Source organism: Pseudomonas sp. P116, assembly GCF_020149425.1.
Taxonomy (GTDB): Bacteria; Pseudomonadota; Gammaproteobacteria; order Pseudomonadales; family Pseudomonadaceae; genus Aquipseudomonas; species Aquipseudomonas anatoliensis.
This window is the reverse complement of the sequence record NZ_JACVHB010000003.1, coordinates 809,401-831,650: the sequence shown is the minus strand read 5'-3', so window position 1 is coordinate 831,650 and position 22,250 is coordinate 809,401. Positions and strand designations below refer to the sequence as shown.

Below are 22,250 nucleotides of genomic sequence, written 5' to 3'. Positions count from 1 at the left end.
CCATGAGCCATGACCTTCCCCCGCTCAACGCCTTGCGCGCCTTCGAAGCCACTGCCCGGCTGAACAGCGTCAGCCAGGCCGCCGAACAACTGCACGTTACCCATGGCGCGGTCAGCCGCCAGCTCAAGGTGCTTGAAGAACACCTTGGCGTCAGCCTGTTCGTCAAGGATGGGCGCGGCTTGAAACTCACAGATGCCGGTGTGCGTTTACGCGATGCCAGCGGCGAGGCGTTTGATCGCTTGCGCAGTGTTTGTGCCGAGCTGACGCAAAGTACAGCCGATGCGCCGTTCGTGCTCGGCTGCTCGGGAAGTCTGCTGGCTCGCTGGTTCATCCCGCGATTGGGAAGGCTCAATGCCGATCTGCCGGATTTGCGCCTGCATTTGTCGGCGGGTGAAGGCGATCTCGATCCCAGGCGACCGGGGCTGGACGCGTTGCTGCTGTTCGCAGAACCACCCTGGCCCGCAGACATGCAGGTTTACGAGCTGACTGCAGAACGCATTGGCCCCGTCATGAGCCCGCTGTTCATCGGGTATCAACGCCTGCAAACAGCGCCCGCCTCAGCGCTGCTCGACGAGCCCTTGCTGCACACGACATCGCGGCCGCAAGCCTGGCCGAGCTGGGCACAGCAGAATCACCTCGACGCCAACGCGTTGAAGCTCGGGCAAGGTTTTGAGCATTTGTATTATTTGCTGGAAGCCGCAGTGGCGGGCCTTGGGGTGGCTATCGCGCCGGAGCCGCTGGTTACTGAAGACTTGAAGGCCGGGCGCCTGGTTGCGCCGTGGGGGTTCTGTGAAACCCCGGCGCAACTGGCGTTGTGGCTACCCAAGCGCGCCGCGGATGGGCGCGCCCGGCAACTGGCGCAATGGCTCAAACAAGAGCTGCGCCAGCCGGATCACTCGCCGCGCTTGAACAGCAAGTAAGCGGCCAGTAGACCCAAGGCACCCACCGCAACACCGGCGGTGGTCCATGGATGTTCCTGCGCGTAATCACGGGTGGCGATCCCGGTCTCGCGGGTTTTCACTTTGACTTCTTCGTAGGCATCGCTGAGCAGGTGACGCGAATGTTTCAGCGCACTTTCGGCATTGCTCTTCAGCGCCTTGAGGGTCTTGCGCGACTCGTCGGAAGCGTCGTCCTTCAGGCCTTCCAACGACTTGAGCAGACTCTCGATCTCCGCTTCCATGCTTTGCAATGAGGCTTTACGTAAAGAGGTGTTGGCCATGGTGGCTCTCCTGCATTGGTGATGAGTGGCGTGTGTTGGTTGGGACTTCAGCGGATTGAGAAAGTGCAGAAATTCTGAACTTCGCTTGCGCAAAGCCGCCGAAATCAACAGTGCAAATTCACTGCTAGTCTCAATTCCACATCCCAAGGAGATCACCATGACTGACCATCACACGTACAAGAAAGTCGAGCTGGTCGGCTCGTCCCCAACCAGCATCGAAGACGCCATCAATAATGCGTTGGCCGAAGCCAACAAGAGCATCAAGCATCTGGAGTGGTTTGAAGTGACCGAGACCCGCGGCCACATCAAGGACGGTAAAGCTGCGCACTTTCAGGTGACACTGAAAGTCGGGTTCCGCATCGCCAGCAGCTGAGTTTGGTCTACGCTTCTGAACTTGCGCGCTGGCCGAGTGCCATAGGAATGGCAAAGCGCTACAGGGTAGGCGCATCGGGTGGATGACCCGATGCCCGCCTCTTTTAATCCGACCAGGGAGTGCGACCGATGAAGAAGTTCATGTTGGCAGTAGGTTTGTTGAGCCTTGCGGGTGGTGCGTTTGCTGCCGGCAAGCCTTGTGAAGATCTGAAGGCCGAAATTGCGGCGAAGCTGGATGCCAAGGGCGTTTCCGGGTATTCGCTGGAGATCGTCGAGAAGGGTGCCGCGGCTGGCGGCGATGTCGTCGGCAGCTGTGAAGGTGGCACCAAGGAAATCGTCTACAAACGCGGTTGATCGCGCCTGAAATGCAAAAGCCGACGCGAATGCGTCGGCTTTTTTGTGGGCAACCATTTTTCAATGTAGTAGCTGCGGCACGCTGCGATCTTTTGATCCTGTTTTTAAGATCCAGATCAAAAGATCGCAGCGTGCCCCAGCTCCTACACGTTTTGAGCGGGGCGAGATTCAGTTAGCCCTTCATCACCTGCGCCAGCAACTCGTACGAACGCACGCGATCGGCATGTTCATACAAGTCAGAGGTAAAGATCAGCTCATCCGCCTGGGTTTGCTCAATCAGCACCTCCAGTTTCGCGCGGATTTTCGCCGGACCGCCAACCATCGCCAGACCGAGGAAATCCCCCACCGCTTCACGTTCATGGGGCAGCCACAGGCCGTCCATGGTATCCACCGGTGGGCGCTGCACCAGGCTTTGTCCACGCATCAGCGCGAGGATTCGCTGGTACACCGAAGTCGCCAGGTAATCGGCTTGTTCATCAGTGTCCGCCGCTACCAGCGGCACACCGAGCATGACGTACGGCTTGTCGAGCACCGCCGACGGCTTGAAGTGATTGCGGTAGACGCGGATGGCCTCGTGCATGAAGCGCGGGGCGAAATGCGAGGCGAAGGCGTAGGGCAAACCGCGCTCACCGGCCAGTTGCGCGCTGAACAGGCTGGAACCGAGCAGCCAGATCGGCACATTGGTGCCGGTGCCGGGCATGGCGATTACCCGTTGATCCGGGGTGCGCGGGCCGAGATAACGCGCCAGCTCGGCAACATCTTCCGGGAAGTCGTCAGCACTGCCGGAACGCTCACGACGCAGTGCGCGGGCGGTCATTTGATCGGAACCCGGCGCCCGGCCCAGTCCGAGATCGATACGTCCGGGATACAGACTTTCCAGCGTGCCGAACTGTTCGGCGATCACCAGCGGCGCATGGTTGGGCAGCATGACCCCGCCAGATCCGACGCGGATGGTCGAGGTACCGCCGGCCAGATAACCGAGCAGCACCGAGGTGGCGGAACTGGCGATGCCGTCCATGTTGTGGTGTTCAGCCACCCAGAACCGCGTGTAGCCGAATTTCTCGGCGTGCTGCGCCAGGTCCAGGGAATTGCGCAGCGACTGCGCCGGGCTGCCGTTCTCGCGAACTGGCACCAGATCGAGGGTGGAAAATTTTACGTCGGACAGTTGCTTCATAAACCTGCGTCTCCGAGTGAGGAGGCAGGTTCTTCTTGCAAACGAAAACCTGCCGAATCCATAAGCGTGTTTTATGCAATGAGGGCATATACCCGAGATTCAATAGCAGAACGAAAAATCCTACTAAAAAAGTCAACGATTCAGACAGGCTGAACTTTGTCCCGACGTCTATCCTCAGAAGCCTTGCAAGTAAAAACCACGAAGGCGCGGCGTCCCGCGCCAGATCTTGAGGAGGCAGATATGGCTATCGTGAAGAAAGCATCCGCACATTGGGAAGGTGATCTGAAAACCGGCATCGGCTCGATTTCCACCGAAACCGGCGTCCTCAGAGAAGCACCCTACGGCTTCAAGGCGCGCTTCGAGGGCGGCAAAGGCACCAACCCGGAAGAACTGATCGGCGCAGCGCATGCCGGCTGTTTCTCCATGGCATTTTCGATGATTCTCGGCGATGCCGGCCTCAAAGCCGACAGCATCGACACCCAGGCTGAAGTCACGCTCGATCAGGTTGAGGGCGGTTTCGCGATCTCTGCGGTGAAGCTGATTCTCAAGGCGAAAATTCCGGGCGCGACCCAAGAGCAGTTTGAAGAACTGAGCAACAAGGCCAAGGAAGGATGCCCGGTGTCCAAGGTGTTGAATGCGAAGATCACACTTGAGGCTTCGCTGGTCAGTTGAGTAAGCGTTTACCGGGCTGACGCCATCGCGAGCAGGCTCACTCCTACATTTGATCTCCAGCGGACACAACAATTGTGAACAACGGAGATCCCCTGTAGGAGTGAGCCTGCTCGCGTGAGCCAATTGAGCTTCACCAAAAATCTTGAACCGAAAATACAAGTTGTGAGCAAAGTCAGAACTCGCGTTTCAAAAATGTGGTCGTATACGTGACAGCAGCTTCAGCGCACACCCGTGCGCGCTGCCTCAAGGAGCTTCACTGATGAAACGTATTGGCTTGGCGATTCTCTGCAGTGCACTGGCCACGTCGGTTCTTGCCGCACCCAAAGACTGCGAAGAGCTCAGGAAAGAGATTGAGGTCAAGATTCAGGCTAAGGCCGTGCCGTCCTACACGCTGGAAATCGTCAGCAAGGAAGAGGCCGCGAAGCATGACATCGCCATGGTCGTGGGTTCATGTGAAAACGGCACGAAAGCAATCGTCTATCAAAAGAACGGCGACTGAGATCGCTCAAGGCACGCAATTGACTTGGCGTTCTTCGGCAACGATCTGCCCCTGGCGATTGATCAACCGGGCGCTTGGCGTGAAGGCCAGCGACCGTGCCTCCAGCCGATAGCGTTGCCCGGCTTCGAAATGATCGTAACGAATGGTCATGTAACACAGCCGCTCCTGCGGATCGGTGTCCATGCCCTGACCGCCACCGAATATCTCGAAATCAAAGCGCACCGTCAGCTCGTGGCTGCCCGGCGTGACCTGGAAAAATCGTCCGTCGGTCATCCTTTGCTTGTCCAGCCGTTCGGCCATCAACACCTTGCCGCCGGGGGTGGGCATGGCAAAGTCGACCCAGGCCTTGGTCGGATCGGCCGCCGGCATCGGGGTCTGGCAGCCGGCAACCACACTTGCAGCAAGCAACAGCGTCAACCTGCGCATGATCAATGTCCATTGGATAGAACCGCCAGCATAGCGCCGATCAGGTCTTCTGACAGCCCGCCGGCGTACCCTGCCCGACGACTTTGCGCTGCTCGTCATAGAGTTTCGCCCACGGGCGGAAACCGATGCTGCCGGCCTGCAACTGATAACGCTGACCGGCGTTGAAGTCTTTGAATTTCACGCTCAACTGGCAATCACGCCAGAGCGGCTCGGCGTTCGGGCCGATATTGGTCGCCTCGACCGGGAATTGATAACGCACCTTCAGTTCATGACTGCCGGGCTGCACCTCGAAGTAACGTTTGTCGACGGTAACCGTGCTATCGACTTGCAGCGCCTGTAGCGCCGTGTCCTGCTGCCGGGCATCGAGATCGATCCAGGCTTGCGAAGGGTCAGGATCGGGCATTCCGAATCCGGCACAACCGGCCAGCGTCAGCAGGCCTCCTGTCAGCATCAACATGCGCATAGCGAAGCTCCAATGGGCGGGATAGTCTTGCGGGCAGACTTTCCAGGGGGTTTCTTATTTTGATCAGGCCGCTTCCAAGCCATCGGTTACTTGATCGCGTTTTTCGGATTTTGTTTCCGGGTGTGATGCTTTTGTTGCTCAACGGTTGTGCAAGCGTCAGCTATTACAGCCAACTGGCCAGCGGTCAGCTGCAATTGCTGCGGGCCCGTGAACCGGTAGCGCAGGTGATCGCCGACCCGAGCCGCGATGCGAAACTGCGCACGCACCTGGCCCAATCGCAGCAGGCCCGAGCGTTCGCCAGCGAACAGCTGCACCTGCCGGACAACCAGAGTTATCGCCTGTACGCCGACATCGGCCGGCCTTTCGTGGTGTGGAATGTGTTCGCCACCACAGAGTTTTCCCTGACCCCGCAAAACCACTGCTTCCCGATTGCCGGGTGCGTGGCCTATCGCGGTTATTACAGCCAGAGCGCGGCGCGGGGCGAAGCGGCAATTCAGCGGCTGCAGGGCATGGACGTGTCGATTGGCGGTGTTGAGGCTTATTCGACGCTGGGCTGGTTCAACGACCCGATCCTCAATTCGATGATGGGCTGGGGCGACGAACGTCTGGCCACGCTGATCTTCCATGAACTGGCGCATCAGCAGTTCTATGTAAAGGACGACACTGAGTTCAACGAGTCGTTTGCCACGTTTGTCGAGCAAGAAGGCACCCGGCAGTGGCGGGCGTTTCGGGGTTTGCCGGCGGATACCCACTCAAGACTCAAGCAGCGTGATCAGTTCATCGCGTTGGTACTTGATACGCGTTCGCGGTTGGAAAAGCTCTATGCCCAGCCATTGCCGATTGAGCAGATGCGCGAGCGCAAAGCGGCGGAGTTCGAGCAGTTTCGTCGGGATTATCGGGTGATGCGCGACATTCAGTGGGCCGGCGACAAGCGTTATGACGCCTGGGTGAATACGCCGCTGAACAATGCGCGGCTGCTGCCATTCGGGCTGTATGACCAATGGGTGCCGGCGTTTGCGGCGTTGTTCCGGCAGGTTGGGGGGGATTGGCTGAGGTTTTATGCTGAAGTCGAGCAGTTAGGGGGTTTGCCTGTCGGGGAGCGCAAAGCGGCGCTGAAAGCTTTGGCAGACTCATAGATCTTGGGTGGCCGACAGGCCTCATCGCGAGCAGGCTCACTCCTACAAGTTCAGCGCATTCATCTGACGGAGCTCGGTCAACATGTAGGAGTGAGCCTGCTCGCGATAGCTGACTCATCAGCGCTGCAAAAATGCCTGATGCAACTCGGCCAGCGTTTCAAAGTGATAAGCCGGCGCCTCGGCATTCAACTCTTCGAAACTGCCAAACCCATAACCCACCGCCACCGCGTCGATCCCATTGCTGCGCGCGCCAATCAGATCGTGCTTGCGATCGCCGATCATCAAGGTGTTCGTCGGGTCCAGTCCTTCTTCGGCGACCAAATGCGCAATCAGCTCAACCTTGTTGGTCCGCGTGCCATCCAGTTCACTGCCGTAAATCACCTTGAAGTGCCGCGCGAAGTCGAAGTGCCGGGCAATTTCCCGGGCAAACACCCAAGGTTTGGACGTCGCGATATACAGCTGCCGCCCTTGGCCACTGAGGGTTTCCAGCAGCGGCGTAACGCCCTCGAACACGCGGTTTTCGTAGAGCCCGGTAACCTTGAAGCGCTCACGATAGAAATTCACCGCTTCCCACGCCTTGGCTTCATCAAAGTCATAAAACTGCATGAATGCCTGCAACAGCGGCGGGCCGATGAAGTGTTCGAGTTTGCTCAGATCCGGCTCGTCGATGCCGAGCTTGGCGAGAGCGAACTGGATGGAACGGGTGATGCCCTCACGCGGGTCGGTCAGGGTGCCATCGAGGTCGAACAGTACGGTCTGGTAATGCATGAGAAATCCTGAGCAGGTGTAAGACGAATCAGATCTGGTCGTAGCCTTCGGCCAGATGCAGATCCTTGAGCTTCACGTAGTTCGCTGCGCTGTAGGTGAAGAAGGCGTTTTCCTTGTCGGTGAGCGCCCGGACCTGTTTCACCGGGCTACCCACATAGAGAAAGCCGCTCTGCAGACGCTTGCCTGGCGGTACCAGGCTGCCGGCGCCGATGATCACGTCGTCTTCGACCACCGCGCCGTCCATGACGATGCTGCCCATGCCGATCAACACGCGGCTGCCGACGGTGCAGCCATGCAGCATGACTTTGTGGGCGATGGTCACGTCGTCGCCGATCAACAACGGGAAGCCATCGGGGTTGAACGGGCCGGCGTGAGTAATGTGCAGCACGCAGCCATCCTGCACGCTGGTGCGCGCACCTATACGGATGCGGTGCATGTCGCCGCGGATCACGGTCAGTGGCCAGACGGAGCTGTCTTCGCCGATTTCGACGTCGCCGATCACCACCGCAGAGCTGTCGACAAATGCGCCTTTGCTCAAGCGCGGGGTGTGATTCTGATACTTGCGAAGGGACACGATTAGTTCTCTCTCTGTCGCCGATAGCTGCGGTGAGTGTCGATTGTAATTAAGATGGGCGCATGTTTCTTCCAGCCAAGGTGCCAACCGTGAGCGTGAACAACCCTCTTCTGCAGTCCTACGACCTGCCGCCGTTCTCCACGATCCGTGCCGAACACGTCCTGCCAGCCATCGAAACCATTCTGGCCGACAACCGCGCAGCCATCGCCGAGATCCTCAAAACCCAAGGCCAGAACCCTACCTGGGCCGGCCTGGTGTTGGCGATGGACGAACTCAATGATCGTCTTGGCGCTGCCTGGAGCCCGGTCAGCCACCTCAACGCCGTGTGCAACAGCGCCGAACTGCGTGAAGCGTACGAGTCGTGCCTGCCAGCATTGAGCGCCTACTCCACCGAGATGGGTCAGAACCGCGAACTGTTCCAGGCTTTTGAAGCGCTGGCCAACTGCCCGGAAGCCGCCGGTTTCGACGTCGCGCAGAAAACCATCCTGGAACATGCCCTGCGTGACTTCCGTCTGTCGGGTATCGACCTGCCGGAAGCTGAACAGAAGCGCTACGCCGAAGTGCAGAGCAAGCTGTCCGAGCTGGGCAGCCGCTTCTCCAACCAATTGCTCGACGCCACCCAAGCGTGGACCAAACACGTCAGCGACGAAGCCACCCTCGCCGGACTGACCGATTCGGCCAAGGCGCAAATGGCTGCCGCCGCTCAGGCCAAAGACCTTGATGGCTGGCTGATCACCCTGGAATTCCCGAGCTACTACGCGGTGATGACTTACGCCCAGGACCGTGCGCTGCGCGAAGAAGTCTACGCCGCCTACTGCACCCGCGCCTCGGATCAAGGCCCGAACGCCGGTCAGAACGACAACGGCCCGGTGATGGAAGAAATTCTCGACCTGCGTCAGGAGCTGGCAAAACTCTTGGGCTTCGCCAGTTTCTCCGAACTGAGCCTGGCGACCAAAATGGCCGACTCCAGCGATCAGGTGCTGAGCTTCCTGCGCGATCTGGCCAAACGCAGCAAGCCGTTCGCCGCCCAGGATCTGCAACAACTGCGCGCCTACGCCGCCGAGCAAGGTTGCGCTGATCTGCAAAGCTGGGACGTGGGTTTCTACGGCGAAAAACTTCGCGAACAACGCTACAGCGTCGCCCAGGAAACCCTGCGCGCCTACTTCCCGATCGACAAGGTGCTCGGCGGTCTGTTCGCCATCGTCCAGCGTCTGTACGGCATCGAGATCGCCGAGCAGAAAGGCTTCGACACCTGGCACCCGGACGTTCGCCTGTTCGAAATCAAGGAAAACGGCCAACACGTCGGCCGCTTCTTCTTCGATCTGTATGCCCGCGCCAACAAGCGTGGCGGTGCCTGGATGGACGGCGCCCGCGATCGTCGCCGCACTGTCGACGGCGTGCTGCAAAGCCCAGTCGCCAATCTGGTGTGCAACTTCACCCCGGCCGACAGCGGCAAGCCTGCTCTGCTGACCCACGATGAAGTGACCACGCTGTTCCACGAATTCGGCCACGGCCTGCATCACCTGCTGACCCGCGTCGAGCATGCCGGCGTGTCGGGCATCAACGGTGTGGCGTGGGACGCAGTCGAGCTGCCGAGCCAGTTCATGGAAAACTGGTGCTGGGAGCCGGAAGGTCTCGCGCTGATTTCCGGGCACTACGAAACCGGCGAGGCGCTGCCACAGGACCTGCTGGAAAAAATGCTCGCGGCGAAAAACTTCCAGTCCGGTCTGATGATGGTCCGTCAGCTGGAATTCTCGCTGTTCGACTTCGAACTGCATGCCACTCACGGCGACGGCCGCAGCCCGCTGCAAGTGCTTGAAGGCGTACGTGACGAGGTGTCGGTGATGCGTCCTCCGGCCTACAACCGCTTCCCCAACAGCTTCGCGCACATCTTCGCCGGCGGTTACGCGGCGGGTTACTACAGCTACAAGTGGGCTGAGGTGCTGTCGGCCGATGCATTCTCGAAGTTCGAAGAAGACGGTGTGCTCAACGCTGAAACCGGTCGCGCCTTCCGCGAAGCGATTCTGGCGCGCGGCGGCTCGCAAGCGCCGATGGTGCTGTTCGTCGACTTCCGTGGTCGTGAGCCATCGATTGACGCACTGTTGCGCCACAGCGGCCTGAGTGAGGACGCGGCAGCATGAGTGAGGGTCCTGTGATCACCAAAAAACGCTTCATCGCCGGGGCCGTCTGCCCGGCGTGCAGCGAGCCGGACAAACTGATGATGTGGAACGAGGACACCGTGCCCCACCGCGAATGCGTGGCCTGCGGTTACTCCGACACGCTGAACGAGCAAGGGCTGTCGGTTCCAAAAGAGCTGGGTACGCGGGTCAACACCAGCGCGCTCAAACCACCAGCGGACAAGAAAGTCCAGGCGGTGCAGTTTTTCCCTAATCCGAAACTTGCGAAAAAGCCTGACGAGCAACATTGAGTCAGTACCACCTTCCACCGATCAGCGGTGGAAGGTGGTAACTATGTACCGCCCTTCTCCTGCGCTTCCTGCTTAGGCTGGCCCCTTTAAGCCAACCCTCAAGGAAGACGTCATGCCCGACACCAATCCGCTTTTGCAACACTGGACACTGCCGCCGTGGTCGGCAATACGTGCCGAACATCTGGTGCCGGCGATCAATACGATCGTTGCCGAGAATCGCCAGATTATTGCCCAAGTGATTGCCAGCCAGACCGAACAGCCGAATTGGGACGATCTGGTGGTGGCCATCGACGAGGCAGATGCGCGGCTGGGTGAAGCGCTAGGCGTTATCGAAACGCTCTCGAAGGTCAAATCCGCCGACGCCGACTGGCTCAAGGAAAGCGCGTTGTGCAGTCTCGCTGCAGGCCAGTACATTGCCGACAAGACCGCCAATCTCGAGTTGTACCGTACCTATCAACGCCTGGCGCAGAGTTCGGTTGCCGCCAGTTTCGATGATCAGCGCAAAGCCTCGCTGGCGAAGATTTTGCGCGCATTTCGCTTGTCCGGCCTCGACCTGCCGCCCGTACAACAGCAAGAACTTGCCCGTATTAATCGCGAGATAAAAGCTCTGGAACAACGGTTTCTGAGCAATCTGGAACGCGCCAATGCTGCCTGGAGCAAGCGCATCGACGACGTCACGCAACTCCGGGGGCTGCCTGAGGAGATGCAGGCACGCCTGGCCCGCAATGCCAGGCAGGCGGGACATCACGGTTGGCTACTCACGCTGGATCTCAATACCTGCGGGCAAATCATGCGCCATGCGCAAGACCGGGCGCTGCGCGAAGAATATTTCACTGCCTGGAACAACCGCGCGTCCGATCTGGACCCACAAGCTGACAAACTCGACAACGGTCCGGTACTGAAAGAGTTGCTCGCCTTGCGCCACAAAAAAGCCGAATTGTCAGGCTTCGAGAACTTCGTCCAGCTTTGCCTCGAAACCCGCATTGCCACTTCCGCGGAGCAAGTCGATGCTTTCTTGCGGCAACAGATCGCGTCGAATACGCCAGCCCTGGAACGTGATGCACACGCTCTGAAAGCATTCGCCCGCACACTGGGGATCACGGACATTCAGGCGTGGGATGAAGAGTTTCTCGCCGAACAACTACGCGTCGAGCAATCGGACGGGGCGACCAGGGGCTTGCGTCGGTACTTTGCGCTGGATGAAACGTTGCGGCGGCTGTGTCGATTCTGCGAACACCTGTTCGGGATCACCATCGTCGAACAGACCACGATCAGCCATTGGCATGAGGACGTACAACTCCTGGAAATCAGCGAGCATGGGCAGGTCATCGGCCATATCTACGTGGATCCTTACCGCCGCCAAGGCACCGACGATTTCGCCTGGACTTCGGTCCTGCGCGTGCGCCGGATCAATGCCGAGGGAAGGCCTGCGCTGCCAATAATCATCCTGTACAGCAACTTCCCGACTGCCACCCCCGAACATCCGTGCCTGCTTTCTCATATAAATCTGCGAGTACTGGTTCATGAGTTCGGCCATTGTTTGCACCATGTTCTGACGCGCTCGCCCAACCATAACTTGTCGGGGATTTCCCAACTGGGACGTGATAGCGCCGAATTCGCCGGGGAGTTATTCGAACATTGGTGCATGTCGCCGGAGTTTCTGGTGTGGCTGGCAGCGCATTACGAAACGGGCGAACGCTTGACGCACGCTCAAGTGAACCGCGCACTCACAGCCCTGACTGCCTACACCAGCCGGACAACGGCCATGCTGCTGATGTCGGCGATGCTCGATCTGCAATTACATCGTTGTTACGGCGATGGCCGCGGCATTGAGCAGGTGTTTGAGGACGTGCAGCGTGAGATGCCTCAATTGCGCATGTCGGGTCTGCACCGTTTTGCCTACGGTTTTGATTATCTGGTAACCGGTTACGAGGCATCGGTCTATGCCTACAAATGGTCCGGCGCAATGGCCACCGAAGTGTTCAAGCGGTTTGAACGCGCGGGGGTGTTCGACCCGCAGACCGGCCGGGATTTTCGCGAAACATTCTTTGCCCCCGGAGACTCACGCTCGTTACTGATCGCGCTTGAGAGCTTCCTCGGCCAGCCGGTCGATGAGCAATTCCTGCACCCGCAACCAGTCAGGGCGCCACTCACTTCAGATTGACCGTCTGAAACCAGCTCTTCATCGAGCAGGTGGCGAACGCGCTGGTGCTGCAATCGCCGTTGGCCAGCGCGGTACGCAACTTGTCGACATCGGCCTGCATCACATAGCGAACGCTGTCGCGATAGTGCCCGCTTTCACCAAATCCGCCTTGGGTCATCTCGCTCAGGGCGTCCTCTTTGCTCCAGCCCTGCACCACTACGCGGTACATCGCCGCCATCAACCCGGTGCGATCAGAGCCGTGTTTGCAATGCATCAGCACCGGGCCGCTGGCCTCGGCGGTCTGTATGGCACGCAGGGTCTTGAGCACATCGCTGTCGTCGACGTGGTTGGTGCGATACGGCAGTTGCACTTGAGTGATGCCGGGGTCGTTCAGCCAGTTGCCATCGGCCTCGGGCAAGAAGTTGATCATCGTGGCCACCTTGAGATTCTTCAGCAATGGCACCGCGCCGTCGTCGGGCAATGCGCTGCGATACAGCGTTGGCGACATCTGGAACAGGTTGTATTGCACTTCAACCGGTTGCGCCCACTCGGTGTGGCGGGCAGTTGCGGTGTCACCCGCCTTGGCCGGGACCCAGTGCAACAGAGCTACCAGGGATACACACAAAGCAGGAAAAAAGCGCACTCGGGACATGCTGGATTAACCGTATCGGGATTGTTCAGTAACGGGAGCCACAGCTTCACGATTTGCCGGTCAAAGCCCCGTGAGCCGGTTGTCAAAGAAACGTGAATCGGGTTTTTTCTTTAAATCCCACCGCGCAATTCCAGTCTTTTTTGCGCTTTATCGATTCATCCAGATGCTTAGCCTGCTACCATTTGTCACATCTTGTTGCAGACGCGTCCCCCTTTTACGGGTCAAACCGGCCACGTCGCGACAACAAATCCTCAAGCCGTTCGCAGAAACGGCTGCCCAATCTTGATGCCTGATGAGGTGCACCCCAATGTCTGATGAGAATCGAGACAACCCGCGGCGTGAGTTTTTACGCAAATCCCTGACCCTGATTCCGGTGGTCACCCTGGCCGGCACCGGTCTGGGCAGCAGTGTCCTGCAAGCCGCGCCTGAAGCCGCCCCGGCAACGCCCGTGGCGCAACCGGCTCGCGCTGACGCTGGCGTTTATCAGCCGAGCTATTTCACCGCTGAAGAATGGGCGTTCATCAATGCCGCCGTGGCGCAATTGATTCCCGCCGATGCTCAAGGCCCAGGCGCGATCGAAGCCGGTGTGCCGGAATACATCGATCGTCAGATGAACACGCCCTACGCTGCCGGAGCCCTTTGGTACATGCAGGGCCCGTTCAACGCTGAAGCGGCGCCGGAGATGGGCTGGCAGAGCAAACTGGTGCCCAAAGAGATCTATCGCCTTGGCATCACCGCCACGGATCAGTGGACAAAAGCCCTCAACGGTAAAACATTTGCCGAGCAAGACAGCGCTACCCGAGACGATTTGCTCAAGCAACTGGAAGCCGGCAAACCGCAGTTCGATAGCGTTCCGGCGAAGATTTTCTTCAATCTGCTGCTGCAAAACACCAAGGAAGGGTTCTTCTGCGACCCGATCCACGGCGGCAACAAAGGCATGGTCGGCTGGACCATGATCGGCTTCCCCGGCGCCCGCGCCGATTTCATGGATTGGGTGGAACGCAACGAGCAATACCCCTTCCCGGCAGTTTCGATTCGCGGCGAGAGGGCGTAAGCATGGCAACCGTAATGAAGAAGGTCGACGCAGTGATCGTCGGTTTTGGCTGGACCGGTGCAATCATGGCCAAGGAACTGACCGAAGCGGGTCTGAATGTGCTGGCGCTGGAGCGCGGGCCGATGCAGGACACTTACCCCGACGGCAACTATCCGCAGGTGATCGACGAACTCACCTACAGCGTTCGGAAAAAACTCTTTCAGGACATCTCCAAAGAGACCGTCACCATTCGCCACAGCGTCAACGACATCGCCCTGCCGAACCGCCAGTTGGGTGCGTTCCTGCCGGGCAATGGCGTTGGTGGCGCCGGGCTGCACTGGTCGGGCGTGCACTTTCGCGTCGATCCGATCGAGCTGCGTATGCGCAGCCACTACGAAGAACGCTACGGCAAAAGCTTCATCCCCAAAGACATGACCATCCAGGACTTCGGCGTCAGCTATGAAGAGCTGGAGCCGTTTTTCGATTACGCCGAAAAAGTCTTCGGTACCTCGGGCCAGGCCTGGACGGTGAAAGGTCAACTGGTCGGACAGGGCAAGGGTGGCAACCCCTACGCACCGGATCGTTCGAACCACTTCCCGCTGGAAGCGCAGAAGAACACGGTTTCCGCACAGCTGTTCGGCAAAGCGGCTACAGAAGTCGGTTACAAACCCTACAACCTGCCTTCGGCAAATACTTCAGGGCCTTACACCAATCCCTACGGCGCGCAGATGGGTCCGTGCAACTTCTGCGGATTTTGCAGCGGTTACGTTTGCTACATGTATTCCAAAGCCTCGCCGAACGTGAACATTCTGCCGGCGCTCAAACCGTTGCCGAATTTCGAGCTGCGGGCCAACGCCCATGTGCTGCGGGTCAATCTCGACAGCAGCAAAACCAAAGCCACTGGCGTCACCTACATCGACGCGCAAGGCCGGGAGATCGAGCAACCGGCGGATCTGGTGATACTCGGCGCGTTCCAGTTGCACAACGTGCGACTGATGCTGCTCTCCGGTATAGGCAAGCCGTACGACCCGATCAGCGGCGAAGGCGTGGTCGGGCGCAACTTCGCTTACCAGAACATGGCGACGATCAAGGCGTTCTTCGACAAGGACACGCACACCAACAACTTCATCGGGGCCGGCGGCAACGGTGTGGCGCTGGATGATTTCAACGCCGACAACTTCGACCACGGCCCGCACGGCTTCGTCGGCGGCTCGCCGATGTGGGTCAACCAGGCCGGTAGCCGACCGATTGCGGGCACCTCGAACCCGCCGGGCACGCCAGCCTGGGGCAGCGCCTGGAAACGCGCGACCGCCGATTACTACACCCACCAGGTGTCGATGGACGCCCACGGCGCGCATCAATCCTACAGAGGTAACTACCTCGATCTCGATCCGGTGTACCGCGATGCCTACGGCTTGCCGCTGCTGCGCATGACCTTCGACTGGCAGGAAAACGACATCAAGATGAACCGCTTCATGGTCGAGAAAATGGGCAAGGTCGCCGAAGCGATGGGCCCGAAAGCCATTGCGGTGATCGGCAAGAAAGTCGGCGACCACTTCAACACCGCGTCGTACCAGACCACCCACCTCAACGGTGGCGCGATCATGGGCACCGATCCGAAGAAGAGCGCGTTGAACCGTTACCTGCAGAGCTGGGATGTGCACAACGTCTTCGTGCCGGGCGCCTCGGCATTCCCGCAAGGACTGGGCTACAACCCGACCGGCCTGGTCGCTGCGTTGACCTATTGGTCGGCGAAGGCGATCCGCGAGCAATACCTGAAAAACCCCGGCCCGCTGGTTCAGGCTTAAGGAGCGATGACCATGAAGAATTTTGTTATCGCGTCCCTGGCCCTGCTCGGCAGTGCTGCTTTGCAAGCGGCTGAAGTCGATCAATCCTTGATCAAACAGGGTGAATATCTGTCCCGCGCCGGTGACTGCGTGGCATGCCACACCGCGAAAAACGGCAAGCCGTTCGCCGGGGGCCTGCCAATGGAAACGCCGATCGGCACGATCTACTCGACCAATATCACCCCGGATAAAACCGGCGTGGGTGATTACAGCTTCGAGGACTTTGATCAGGCTGTGCGTCATGGCGTCGCCAAAAACGGTAGTACGTTGTACCCGGCGATGCCGTATCCGTCCTACGCCCGTGTCAGCGAAACCGACATGAAAGCGTTGTACGCGTACTTCATGCACGGCGTGGAACCCGTCGCGCAAGAGAACAAGGCCAGCGACATTCCATGGCCGTTGAGCATGCGTTGGCCGCTGATGGGCTGGCGCTGGATGTTTGCGCCGAAGGTCGAGGACTACAAGGCGACGTCGGACGATCCGGTGATTGACCGTGGGGCGTATCTGGTCGAAGGCCTAGGACATTGCGGCGCCTGCCATACGCCACGTGCCCTGACCATGCAGGAAAAATCCCTGAGTGCGGCCGATGGCAGCCAATTTCTGGCTGGCAGTGCGCCGCTGGAAGGCTGGATCGCCAAGAGTTTGCGTGGCGATCACAAGGATGGTCTCGGCGGCTGGAGCGAGGAGCAACTGGTGCAATTCCTCAAGACCGGCCGCAGTGATCGCAGCGCCGTGTTCGGCGGCATGAGCGACGTGGTCACCCACAGCATGCAATACATGACCGACGCCGACCTGACCGCGATTGCGCGCTACCTCAAGTCGTTGCCGGCCAATGATCCGAACGATCAGCCACACCAATACGACGCGACAGTCGCCAAAGCCCTGTGGAACGGCGACGACAGCCAACGCGGTGCGTCGGTGTACATCGACAACTGCGCAGCGTGCCATCGCACCGACGGCCACGGCTACACCCGTGTGTTCCCGGCGCTGGCGGGCAACCCGGTGCTGCAATCGGAAGACCCGACCTCGCTGATCCACATCGTGCTCAAGGGCGGTACATTGCCGGCGACGCACACCGCGCCTTCAACTTTTACCATGCCTGGTTTTGCCTGGCGGTTATCGGATCAGGAAGTCGCGGATGTGGTGAGCTTTATTCGGGGTAGTTGGGGTAATAAAGGCGCACCGGTGCAGGCTACCGATGTCGCCAACCTGCGTAAGAATGATATGCAGACAACGTCCGGGGATGATCTGGGACAGGTCACCACGCATAACTGACTGCTGCAGTGCCTGGCCCGCTGATACAGCATGAATTTCTGTGCTGGATCAGCGGGCATCCATCTCTGAACATTAAAACCCGGGAAAAAACCTCGTCTACTGTCAGACCTGACAGGGTGTATATCCGAACAGCCGATATAAGCTTTCCACGTTCCGATAGACACAACTGTGAATACATACACCTGTCAACTCTGACAGTAGCCGTTATTTGCCGTCTGACTTACTGTCCGATTGACGCGATTCAAATTTCGATATTGCGCAGGCATGGAGCAAATCACATGAGCTATTCAGTCGTGGTTGAGTTCAAGGACACTAATACAGATGGCAGACAAGAAGCTGTAATTTCCCGTTATAACAATGGCTATGCAAGTAATCTCGAGCCTGATGTAGTTGTAACCACCTTCGTCAACGACCGCGGAGAGTACGACCGCGCTGAAGGGGTGGATGATGTCGAGGGAAATGACGGGGTCGATGAATTTGACACGGACACCTACACTGTCGCGGCGAGTCTTGCCTCGAAGTTGGCAGGCTTGAGCACTGTGGGCAACGGTCGCCTGTACAGCTGTATCCTTATATCGTCCGACAGCGAATCGAAAACGGCTAAACCGACATACGTGAGTATTGATCTGTTTAAAGTTTCGAATAGCAATCTGTCCCAGCCTGACGCTAACGTGAAGTTAAAGATCAATGCCACAGGTTTTTATAAAGTGGAGGATACATTGGAGGGCGACGGCAAATTCAACATCGATGCTGACGGTGATGAAGATTCTGATGCCAATGACAAATTGATTTTCGTCAATATCGCGAATTCGTTTGTTTCAATGAGAGGCTTCGCTGGATAAACCCGTTGCGCGACTCGCGTTAGCCGGGTAACCGAAAGGAATGACTGGCAATGATATAGCCCTGCATAAATCATCTATGCAGGGCTTTTTCTGCGCCGATAAAAACGCAGTAAAACTTTCTGTTACGGATTGACGATACTCACATAAGCCTTGGCCAAAGCCTCCAGCTTGGCCTTGTCATCACTATCAACATCACCGTCGCCGTCGACATCTTTCTTGTCCGTGCGGATGGTGAACGACTTGCCGCCATCACTGGACACGGCGATGACGTAAATCGAATCGACCAATGCCTCGGTCGATAATTCTTCCTCGGCATTCCAGCCCAGTTCCTTGCGGGCGAGTTGCAACGAAACAATAGTGTTGGGCTCAGACTGGCTCGGCGGCATCATCTGTAGAAAAACGCCACGCTGATTGAGAAACGACATAAATCAAATCCTTTAAATAAATAAACAGGCCTCAATGCCTGCAAGTTTTTAAGACTATATTTGATAACTTTTCTTCACAACGACACATATGTTTCTCGGATTGTCTCTAGTTACAGCTATTTATATAAATTACAAACCGAATAGCAGAAGCAAGCTGCAAATGAGCTCCAGAGCCGAACGGTACTGGATCGTCCAGGCCCGGCTCATATACTGTATGCATATACAGACATGAGATTCGCGCGATGACCAGCCCTCTCCCCCCACGCGGTCGCGGTACCGCGACCAACCCGCACAACCGCTTCGCACCGAACCGCTCGGTGGCCGAGGACGACGGCTGGTATCAGGAAGTGCCCGAAACGCAGAACACCGAGGTGATGATCGAAACCGCAAAAACCATCATCACCCGCAACACCTCGCCTGACCTGCCGTTTGATCGCTCGATCAATCCCTATCGCGGCTGCGAGCATGGCTGCATCTATTGCTACGCACGGCCCAGCCACGCCTATTGGGACATGTCGCCCGGGCTGGACTTTGAAACGAAGCTGATCGCCAAGACCAACGCTGCGCAAGTGCTGGAAGAGCAACTGAACAAACGCGGCTATGAATGCGCGCCAATCAATCTGGGCTCCAACACTGATCCGTATCAGCCCATCGAACGCGAACACAAGATCACCCGTCAGATCCTCGAAGTGCTTTTGCGTTATCGGCATCCGGTAACCATCGTCACCAAGGGTTCGCTGATCCTGCGCGATCTCGACCTGCTCACCGAGCTGGCGCAGCAACGGCTGGTGGCCGTGATGATCAGCCTGACCACGCTGGACGACGAACTCAAACGCATCCTCGAACCGCGCGCCGCAGCGCCCAAGGCGCGGTTGCGGGCGATCCGGGTGATGCGCGAAGCGGGCATTCCGGTCGGGGTGCTGTGTTCACCGATGATTCCGATGATCAACGACAGCGAGATCGAAAGCCTGCTCACCGAGGCCCACGCCGCCGGTGCGCAAAGCGCTGCGTACATGATGTTGCGCCTGCCGCTGGAGGTGGCGCCGTTGTTCGAGGAATGGCTGCAAGCGCACTATCCACAAAGGGCGGCGCATGTGCTGAGCCTGATCCGCCAAAGCCGTGGCGGCGAGCTCTACGACAGCCGTTTCGGCGCTCGCATGCGCGGTGAAGGCCCGTTCGCCGATCTGCTCGCCCAGCGTTTTGCCAAGGCGATCAAGCGTCTGGGTCTCAACCATCGCGAGGGCTATAACCTCGATTGCACTGCCTTCTGTCCGCCGGGTCGCCAGATGTCGCTGATTTAGCGACAATTGGCTTATGGTTGAGGGGTTGGAATCCTTCCGTCGAAATCCTCAGTCACGTTTTTTGTGACCTGGAACACACGTTCTAGAGCGTTTGATTCAGTTTGAGTTAAGTTTCGGCGGCTACCTTGTTCATCGAGTGACTGACGGGTCGGGATGACCCGGATGTTTTAAACAGCCACTGGCTTCATACCGGAATACCGGGGCAAGACTCCCTGAATCCGCCTAAGAGGATGAATCATGAGTGACAAGGATAAACAGCCGCTGGCTGCGTCGGCGCAAACCCCAGAAGCGGATTCCGCCGATGCAGCGCTGCGACAGATCGTAGACGGCTTTTTGCATTTTCATCATGAGGTCTTCCCGCAGCAGGAAGAACTCTTCAAGAAACTCGCCACGGCCCAAGCGCCCAAGGCGATGTTCATCACTTGCGCCGACTCGCGCATCGTTCCCGAGCTGATCACCCACAGCTCACCGGGCGATCTGTTCGTGACACGTAACGTCGGCAACGTCGTGCCACCGTACGGCCAGATGAACGGCGGCGTTTCCACCGCCATCGAATACGCGGTACTGGCGCTGGGCGTGCAGCACATCATCATTTGCGGCCACTCCGATTGCGGCGCCATGCGTGCGGTGCTCAACCCCGACAGCCTGGAAAAAATGCCGACGGTCAAAGCCTGGTTGCGCCACGCCGAAGTCGCGAAAACCATGGTGCATGAAAACTGTAACTGCGCCGACGAAAAAGAAAGCATGCCGATCCTCACCGAGGAAAACGTCATCGCCCAATTGCAGCACTTGCGTACCCATCCTTCGGTAGCCTCACGCATGGCGAACGGTCAGCTGTTCATCCATGGCTGGGTCTACAACATCGAAACCAGCGAAATCAAAGCTTACGACGCGGATCAGGGACGTTTCCTGCCGCTCGATGGCAGCCATCCGATTCCGGTGGCGACGCCCAAAGCGCGCTTCTAAATCTTCCTGACAATCTGTGTGGTTTGACGCCGGCCGCTGTTTCAGCGGCCCGGCCTCGCCACGCCTGAAGAAAACTTCGGGAGAATCACCATGCGTGCTGCTCAATTGAAAGCTGTGTTGCCATGGGAGCTGCTCGCATCCGTGGTTGTGTTTTTGGTCGCCCTGCCGTTGTGCATGGGCATTGCAATCGCTTCAGGGTTGCCGCCAGCAAAAGGTCTGATCACCGGCATCATCGGTGGTCTGGTGGTGGGTTGGCTGGCAGGTTCGCCGCTACAGGTCAGCGGGCCGGCGGCGGGTCTGGCGGTTTTGGTGTTCGAACTGGTGCGCCAGCACGGTATCGAGATGCTTGGGCCGATTTTGCTGCTCGCTGGTTTCCTGCAACTGGTGGCCGGGCGACTGAAGCTCGGCTGCTGGTTTCGGGTCACGGCGCCAGCGGTGGTCTACGGCATGTTGGCCGGGATTGGCGTATTGATCGTGCTGTCACAGGTGCATGTGATGCTCGATGCTTCGCCGAAACCTTCCGGGCTGGATAACCTCACGGCATTCCCAGCGGCGGTGGCGCAGGCCTTGCCGTCGTTCGGCTGGCAGGCTGGATTGCTCGGGCTGTCGACGATTGCAGTGATGTGGCTGTGGGAAAAATTCCGCCCGCACTCGCTGCGATTCGTCCCCGGCGCATTGCTCGGTGTTGGCCTGGCCACTGGCGCCAGTCTGCTGTTGGCATTGCAGGTCAAACGGGTGGAGGTGCCGGCGAATCTGGCGGAAGCCATCGACTGGTTGAAACCGGCAGACCTGCTCAGCCTGGCCGACCCGACGCTGCTGATCGCCGCGTTCGCCGTGGCGTTTATCGCCAGCGCGGAAACCCTGTTGTCAGCGGCAGCGGTAGACCGCATGCACAATGGCGTGCGTTCGGACTTCGACCGCGAACTGTCGGCGCAAGGTGTCGGCAACATGCTCTGCGGTCTGCTCGGCGCACTGCCGATGACCGGGGTGATCGTGCGCAGTTCGGCCAACGTCCAGGCCGGTGCGACCACGCGTTACTCGACGATCTTCCATGGTCTGTGGCTGCTGGCGTTCGTGCTGTTGCTGTCGAGTGTGCTGCAAAGCATTCCGGTGGCAAGTCTGGCGGGTGTGTTGGTGTATACCGGCTTCAAACTGGTGGATCTCAAAGCGTTTCGTGGGCTGGGACGTTATGGCCGGATGCCGATGTTCACTTACGCTGCGACGGCGCTGGCGATCATCTTCACTGACCTGCTGACCGGTGTGCTGATCGGTTTTGGTCTGACGCTGGTGAAACTGGCCTTCAAGGCATCACGACTGAAGATCAGCTTGATCGACCTGCCGCCGGAAGGGGAAATGGAGTTACGCCTGATCGGCGCAGCGACCTTCCTCAAAGTACCGGCGCTGACCCAGGTGCTGGGTACGATTCCAGCGGGCTCGACGGTGCATGTGCCGCTCAATAACCTGAGCTACATCGACCATTCGTGTCTGGAGTTGCTGGAAGAATGGGGCCGGGCGAATGCGGCGAAGGGCTCGAAGCTGGTGATCGAGTCGCGAGGGTTGAAGCGCAGGCTTGAAGGCAGGGTTCGCACAAACACCGGGATTGGCTCAGCCGCTTAGGATCAAAAGATCGCAGCCTTCGGCAGCTCCTACAGGGTGAAATACCCTCTCATGTAGGAGCTGC

24 protein-coding genes are annotated in these 22,250 nt (G+C 58.6%); 16 read left to right on the top strand and 8 right to left on the bottom strand.

From position 1 onward, the window contains the following. The first annotated feature begins 2 nt into the window (after positions 1–2). Positions 3–920, top strand: coding sequence for a LysR family transcriptional regulator (locus ICA15_RS14270; RefSeq protein ID WP_210553216.1), 918 nt, complete (start codon positions 3–5; stop codon positions 918–920). Here ICA15_RS14270 and ICA15_RS14265 read toward each other — a convergent pair. Further along, on the bottom strand, positions 893–1,219 hold the full coding sequence (locus ICA15_RS14265; protein WP_042556998.1) for a YqjD family protein: 327 nt from the start codon (positions 1,217–1,219) through the stop codon (positions 893–895). The genes ICA15_RS14270 and ICA15_RS14265 overlap by 28 nt on opposite strands. A gap of 157 nt (positions 1,220–1,376) precedes the next feature. Between ICA15_RS14265 and ICA15_RS14260 the strand changes: the two genes are divergently transcribed. Both ICA15_RS14260 and ICA15_RS14255 read left to right on the top strand, forming a co-directional pair. Then, entirely contained in the window at positions 1,377–1,592 is a 216-nt protein-coding gene (locus ICA15_RS14260) for a dodecin (RefSeq protein ID WP_042556997.1), read from the top strand. Between the two features lie 128 nt (positions 1,593–1,720). After that, positions 1,721–1,945 carry a DUF1161 domain-containing protein gene (locus tag ICA15_RS14255; RefSeq protein ID WP_150605115.1) on the top strand — a complete coding sequence of 75 codons (225 nt, stop codon included), beginning with the start codon at positions 1,721–1,723 and terminating at the stop codon, positions 1,943–1,945. Positions 1,946–2,117: 172 nt separating this feature from the next. On the opposite strand, the gene ICA15_RS14250 is transcribed toward ICA15_RS14255, so the two are convergent. Further along, positions 2,118–3,119, bottom strand: a complete 1,002-nt coding sequence (locus ICA15_RS14250; protein WP_150617027.1) for an LLM class flavin-dependent oxidoreductase — start codon at positions 3,117–3,119, stop codon at positions 2,118–2,120. A 240-nt stretch (positions 3,120–3,359) separates the two neighbouring features. Between ICA15_RS14250 and ICA15_RS14245 the strand changes: the two genes are divergently transcribed. Both ICA15_RS14245 and ICA15_RS14240 read left to right on the top strand, forming a co-directional pair. Continuing rightward, positions 3,360–3,791 (top strand): OsmC family protein, encoded by a 432-nt coding sequence (locus tag ICA15_RS14245; RefSeq protein ID WP_042556994.1) that lies wholly within the window; start codon positions 3,360–3,362, stop codon positions 3,789–3,791. A 259-nt stretch (positions 3,792–4,050) separates the two neighbouring features. Beyond that, the gene (locus ICA15_RS14240; RefSeq protein ID WP_150617026.1) at positions 4,051–4,290 is read left to right on the top strand and encodes a DUF1161 domain-containing protein; all 240 of its coding nucleotides are present in this window, start codon (positions 4,051–4,053) and stop codon (positions 4,288–4,290) included. A 6-nt stretch (positions 4,291–4,296) separates the two neighbouring features. On the opposite strand, the gene ICA15_RS14235 is transcribed toward ICA15_RS14240, so the two are convergent. Further along, entirely contained in the window at positions 4,297–4,716 is a 420-nt protein-coding gene (locus ICA15_RS14235; RefSeq protein ID WP_210553217.1) for a hypothetical protein, read from the bottom strand. Between the two features lie 40 nt (positions 4,717–4,756). Continuing rightward, positions 4,757–5,179: a hypothetical protein gene (locus ICA15_RS14230; RefSeq protein WP_210553218.1), complete on the bottom strand. Its 423-nt coding sequence runs from the start codon at positions 5,177–5,179 to the stop codon at positions 4,757–4,759. A 59-nt stretch (positions 5,180–5,238) separates the two neighbouring features. On the opposite strand from ICA15_RS14230, the gene ICA15_RS14225 reads away from it, so the two are divergent. Beyond that, the gene (locus tag ICA15_RS14225) at positions 5,239–6,315 is read left to right on the top strand and encodes an aminopeptidase (protein WP_210553219.1); all 1,077 of its coding nucleotides are present in this window, start codon (positions 5,239–5,241) and stop codon (positions 6,313–6,315) included. Between the two features lie 117 nt (positions 6,316–6,432). Here the strand turns inward: ICA15_RS14225 and ICA15_RS14220 are convergent, their stop codons facing one another. Further along, entirely contained in the window at positions 6,433–7,083 is a 651-nt protein-coding gene (locus ICA15_RS14220; protein ID WP_210553220.1) for an HAD family hydrolase, read from the bottom strand. Positions 7,084–7,111: 28 nt separating this feature from the next. Beyond that, positions 7,112–7,657, bottom strand: coding sequence for a gamma carbonic anhydrase family protein (locus ICA15_RS14215; RefSeq protein ID WP_150605108.1), 546 nt, complete (start codon positions 7,655–7,657; stop codon positions 7,112–7,114). A gap of 89 nt (positions 7,658–7,746) precedes the next feature. Here ICA15_RS14215 and prlC point away from each other — a divergent pair, with 89 nt between their 5' ends. The 3 genes from prlC to ICA15_RS14200 all read left to right on the top strand — a co-directional run bounded on the left by prlC (position 7,747) and on the right by ICA15_RS14200 (position 12,249). Then, positions 7,747–9,798, top strand: coding sequence for an oligopeptidase A (prlC, locus tag ICA15_RS14210; protein ID WP_224450882.1), 2,052 nt, complete (start codon positions 7,747–7,749; stop codon positions 9,796–9,798). After that, positions 9,795–10,085 carry a YheV family putative zinc ribbon protein gene (locus tag ICA15_RS14205; protein WP_115147877.1) on the top strand — a complete coding sequence of 97 codons (291 nt, stop codon included), beginning with the start codon at positions 9,795–9,797 and terminating at the stop codon, positions 10,083–10,085. Before prlC ends, ICA15_RS14205 begins: the two co-directional genes overlap by 4 nt. Positions 10,086–10,197: 112 nt before the next feature. Then, positions 10,198–12,249 (top strand): M3 family metallopeptidase, encoded by a 2,052-nt coding sequence (locus tag ICA15_RS14200; protein WP_210553222.1) that lies wholly within the window; start codon positions 10,198–10,200, stop codon positions 12,247–12,249. Here the strand turns inward: ICA15_RS14200 and ICA15_RS14195 are convergent. Beyond that, positions 12,236–12,880 (bottom strand): tyrosine-protein phosphatase, encoded by a 645-nt coding sequence (locus tag ICA15_RS14195; RefSeq protein ID WP_210553223.1) that lies wholly within the window; start codon positions 12,878–12,880, stop codon positions 12,236–12,238. The genes ICA15_RS14200 and ICA15_RS14195 overlap by 14 nt on opposite strands. A gap of 307 nt (positions 12,881–13,187) precedes the next feature. Between ICA15_RS14195 and ICA15_RS14190 the strand changes: the two genes are divergently transcribed. From ICA15_RS14190 to ICA15_RS14175, 4 genes are all read left to right on the top strand, one after another. Further along, a complete protein-coding gene (locus ICA15_RS14190) occupies positions 13,188–13,934 on the top strand; it encodes a gluconate 2-dehydrogenase subunit 3 family protein (protein ID WP_210553224.1) in 747 nt (248 codons plus the stop codon). Positions 13,935–13,936: 2 nt separating this feature from the next. Further along, entirely contained in the window at positions 13,937–15,721 is a 1,785-nt protein-coding gene (locus ICA15_RS14185) for a GMC family oxidoreductase (protein WP_150605103.1), read from the top strand. Between the two features lie 12 nt (positions 15,722–15,733). Continuing rightward, positions 15,734–17,035: a c-type cytochrome gene (locus tag ICA15_RS14180; protein WP_210553225.1), complete on the top strand. Its 1,302-nt coding sequence runs from the start codon at positions 15,734–15,736 to the stop codon at positions 17,033–17,035. Between the two features lie 278 nt (positions 17,036–17,313). Beyond that, a complete protein-coding gene (locus ICA15_RS14175) occupies positions 17,314–17,877 on the top strand; it encodes a hypothetical protein (protein ID WP_150617016.1) in 564 nt (187 codons plus the stop codon). 122 nt (positions 17,878–17,999) lie between these two features. On the opposite strand, the gene ICA15_RS14170 is transcribed toward ICA15_RS14175, so the two are convergent. Continuing rightward, positions 18,000–18,302: a hypothetical protein gene (locus tag ICA15_RS14170; protein ID WP_150617015.1), complete on the bottom strand. Its 303-nt coding sequence runs from the start codon at positions 18,300–18,302 to the stop codon at positions 18,000–18,002. 242 nt (positions 18,303–18,544) lie between these two features. Between ICA15_RS14170 and ICA15_RS14165 the strand changes: the two genes are divergently transcribed. The 3 genes from ICA15_RS14165 (at position 18,545) to ICA15_RS14155 (ending at position 22,186) form a co-directional block, all read left to right on the top strand. Beyond that, a complete protein-coding gene (locus ICA15_RS14165; protein WP_210553226.1) occupies positions 18,545–19,603 on the top strand; it encodes a PA0069 family radical SAM protein in 1,059 nt (352 codons plus the stop codon). A gap of 237 nt (positions 19,604–19,840) precedes the next feature. Further along, a complete protein-coding gene (locus tag ICA15_RS14160) occupies positions 19,841–20,569 on the top strand; it encodes a carbonic anhydrase (RefSeq protein WP_150605096.1) in 729 nt (242 codons plus the stop codon). A 90-nt stretch (positions 20,570–20,659) separates the two neighbouring features. Further along, positions 20,660–22,186 (top strand): SulP family inorganic anion transporter, encoded by a 1,527-nt coding sequence (locus ICA15_RS14155; RefSeq protein ID WP_210553227.1) that lies wholly within the window; start codon positions 20,660–20,662, stop codon positions 22,184–22,186. The last annotated feature ends 64 nt before the right edge of the window (positions 22,187–22,250 follow it).

Excerpts from the sequence above, each read along its gene's own strand:
- ICA15_RS14155 (WP_210553227.1), top strand. The coding sequence starts at position 20,660 with ATGCGTGCTGCTCAATTGAAAGCTGTGTTGCCATGGGAGCTGCTCGCA.
- ICA15_RS14200 (WP_210553222.1), top strand. The coding sequence starts at position 10,198 with ATGCCCGACACCAATCCGCTTTTGCAACACTGGACACTGCCGCCGTGG.
- ICA15_RS14175 (WP_150617016.1), top strand. The coding sequence starts at position 17,314 with ATGAGCTATTCAGTCGTGGTTGAGTTCAAGGACACTAATACAGATGGC.
- ICA15_RS14185 (WP_150605103.1), top strand. The coding sequence starts at position 13,937 with ATGGCAACCGTAATGAAGAAGGTCGACGCAGTGATCGTCGGTTTTGGC.
- ICA15_RS14250 (WP_150617027.1), bottom strand. The coding sequence starts at position 3,119 with ATGAAGCAACTGTCCGACGTAAAATTTTCCACCCTCGATCTGGTGCCA.
- ICA15_RS14165 (WP_210553226.1), top strand. The coding sequence starts at position 18,545 with ATGACCAGCCCTCTCCCCCCACGCGGTCGCGGTACCGCGACCAACCCG.
- ICA15_RS14160 (WP_150605096.1), top strand. The coding sequence starts at position 19,841 with ATGAGTGACAAGGATAAACAGCCGCTGGCTGCGTCGGCGCAAACCCCA.
- ICA15_RS14240 (WP_150617026.1), top strand. The coding sequence starts at position 4,051 with ATGAAACGTATTGGCTTGGCGATTCTCTGCAGTGCACTGGCCACGTCG.
- ICA15_RS14180 (WP_210553225.1), top strand. The coding sequence starts at position 15,734 with ATGAAGAATTTTGTTATCGCGTCCCTGGCCCTGCTCGGCAGTGCTGCT.
- ICA15_RS14265 (WP_042556998.1), bottom strand. The coding sequence starts at position 1,219 with ATGGCCAACACCTCTTTACGTAAAGCCTCATTGCAAAGCATGGAAGCG.
- ICA15_RS14260 (WP_042556997.1), top strand. The coding sequence starts at position 1,377 with ATGACTGACCATCACACGTACAAGAAAGTCGAGCTGGTCGGCTCGTCC.
- ICA15_RS14245 (WP_042556994.1), top strand. The coding sequence starts at position 3,360 with ATGGCTATCGTGAAGAAAGCATCCGCACATTGGGAAGGTGATCTGAAA.
- ICA15_RS14230 (WP_210553218.1), bottom strand. The coding sequence starts at position 5,179 with ATGCGCATGTTGATGCTGACAGGAGGCCTGCTGACGCTGGCCGGTTGT.
- ICA15_RS14255 (WP_150605115.1), top strand. The coding sequence starts at position 1,721 with ATGAAGAAGTTCATGTTGGCAGTAGGTTTGTTGAGCCTTGCGGGTGGT.
- ICA15_RS14195 (WP_210553223.1), bottom strand. The coding sequence starts at position 12,880 with ATGTCCCGAGTGCGCTTTTTTCCTGCTTTGTGTGTATCCCTGGTAGCT.
- ICA15_RS14205 (WP_115147877.1), top strand. The coding sequence starts at position 9,795 with ATGAGTGAGGGTCCTGTGATCACCAAAAAACGCTTCATCGCCGGGGCC.
- ICA15_RS14190 (WP_210553224.1), top strand. The coding sequence starts at position 13,188 with ATGTCTGATGAGAATCGAGACAACCCGCGGCGTGAGTTTTTACGCAAA.
- ICA15_RS14270 (WP_210553216.1), top strand. The coding sequence starts at position 3 with ATGAGCCATGACCTTCCCCCGCTCAACGCCTTGCGCGCCTTCGAAGCC.
- ICA15_RS14170 (WP_150617015.1), bottom strand. The coding sequence starts at position 18,302 with ATGTCGTTTCTCAATCAGCGTGGCGTTTTTCTACAGATGATGCCGCCG.
- ICA15_RS14235 (WP_210553217.1), bottom strand. The coding sequence starts at position 4,716 with ATGCGCAGGTTGACGCTGTTGCTTGCTGCAAGTGTGGTTGCCGGCTGC.
- ICA15_RS14220 (WP_210553220.1), bottom strand. The coding sequence starts at position 7,083 with ATGCATTACCAGACCGTACTGTTCGACCTCGATGGCACCCTGACCGAC.